The organism is Rummeliibacillus sp. POC4, assembly GCF_003576525.1.
Lineage (GTDB): Bacteria > Bacillota > Bacilli > Bacillales_A > Planococcaceae > Rummeliibacillus.
In genome coordinates this window covers 1-1,485 of the sequence record NZ_QWUA01000119.1, presented here as the reverse complement: position 1 = coordinate 1,485, position 1,485 = coordinate 1, and the positions used below count along the sequence as shown (strand labels likewise).

The following is a 1,485-nucleotide window of genomic DNA, read 5'->3' as shown; positions in this document are numbered from 1 at the left end:
CTTGTCCAATCTTCTTGCGATAAATAATTTACAGTACCCTTAAAATATTTTGATTCAACACATAACAAAACGTGCATGTGTTGATTATACGACCCATCTTTTTTATTGACCGTAACTTCTGTAGATCGCATGAAACCAATCATATTTTGAGCTACTTTTTTATATTTCATCAAACGGTTAAAGCCTTGTGCCATTGCTTTTAAACTTTTATCCAACTCTTTACCGTCAAAAACATTCTTTACCGATAGGGTTAAGAAAAGCCATCTTGCTTTTGGCTTTTGACGAATCACTTCTTCCACAATTTTGGTTGTTTGTATGCTTCGTTTCATCGTTTTCCTCCAATTGCACATCGGACATAACGGTGACTTACAAAACCATGCTTTGGCTAACTTCATGCGCCCTTCATGCGTTATATCAAACTCTAATATTTCACCACATGTTGATACACGTTCTGCTTTTTTGAACTGCAAAATCTCTAACAACTCAAAATAACCAACATTCGCCAACTTCTTTTCTTTCCAAGGTTGAGTTTTTCCATTTGCTTTTTTATCACAAAGTACTGTTTTTTGGTCTAAATCCATGTTATTATGGGTACACATATGTTAATAAAAATCTCCCTTCTGTTCGCCATAAGGGAGTACAAAAATCCCCCTATGTTGTTTTGGTTTAGCTTCGCAACTTAATCATAACACATTTGGGATTTTTTTGTATATTTTTCTTTATACCATCAAAACCATTACAAACCCTGTTATATCAATGGTTCAAGGCATTTCCGAAAAATCTTGTTATTTCTATATGTATCAAGATAAGAAAAGACTCATTTTTGCTTCGCAAAAATTTCGTTAAAAACCATAAAAAACCCCCTGCTCAACGCAGGAGGTTTTTTATCTTTCCATTCCCCGATTTCGATTCCTCTGTTGTCTTTCATGTCGTTCCATTTTTCGATTCCACTCCTCAAATTGTTCCACCTTATCTTCACTAATCATAAAATCAATCAACCGATCAATCGTCTTATCATCTTTCTTTTTCTGCACAATCATTTCTTTAAGTTTTGTTTCCAAACCTTTATTTTTTTCTAACAACCAATTACTATGTTCTCGCAAACCGTTATATTTTTGTGTAAGCTCGTTATACTTTGGCACAACTTCTTGATAGGCATCTTTGTATTTCACAAAGCCCTTTTCTTTCTCTTTCAATTCATCCATTTTCAAAGAAACATATTGTTCAGCCCCTACACCACGTTTTGCAAGCGTCAGAAGACGTATATAATCCTTCTTAGGGAGTTTTACTTGTTCTTCCTCTTCTTTACCTCCTAGAAGACTTTTTACGCTCTTGTGAGGGCTTGTACGGCTTTTTATGTACTTCAAATCATTTGAAAGCTTTAAACGGCTCTCAAACGTCTCAGAAAGGCTCTCAAGTCCTTTTGATTTCTTTTCGAGCTCCTCTTTTGTTTCTTTTAGCTGTCTACTTACTTCAGCAAGTTCA

The 1,485-nt window shown here is 34.9% G+C and carries 2 protein-coding genes; both read right to left on the bottom strand.

Annotation, left to right across the window (positions count from 1 at the left end):
* On the bottom strand, positions 1-599 hold a 599-nt coding region (locus D1606_RS18010), incomplete at its 3' end, for a protein rep (RefSeq protein ID WP_147414554.1).
* 285 nt (positions 600-884) lie between these two features.
* Positions 885-1,485, bottom strand: a 601-nt coding sequence (locus tag D1606_RS18905; RefSeq protein ID WP_158582433.1) for a hypothetical protein, incomplete at its 5' end; no start/stop codon positions are given.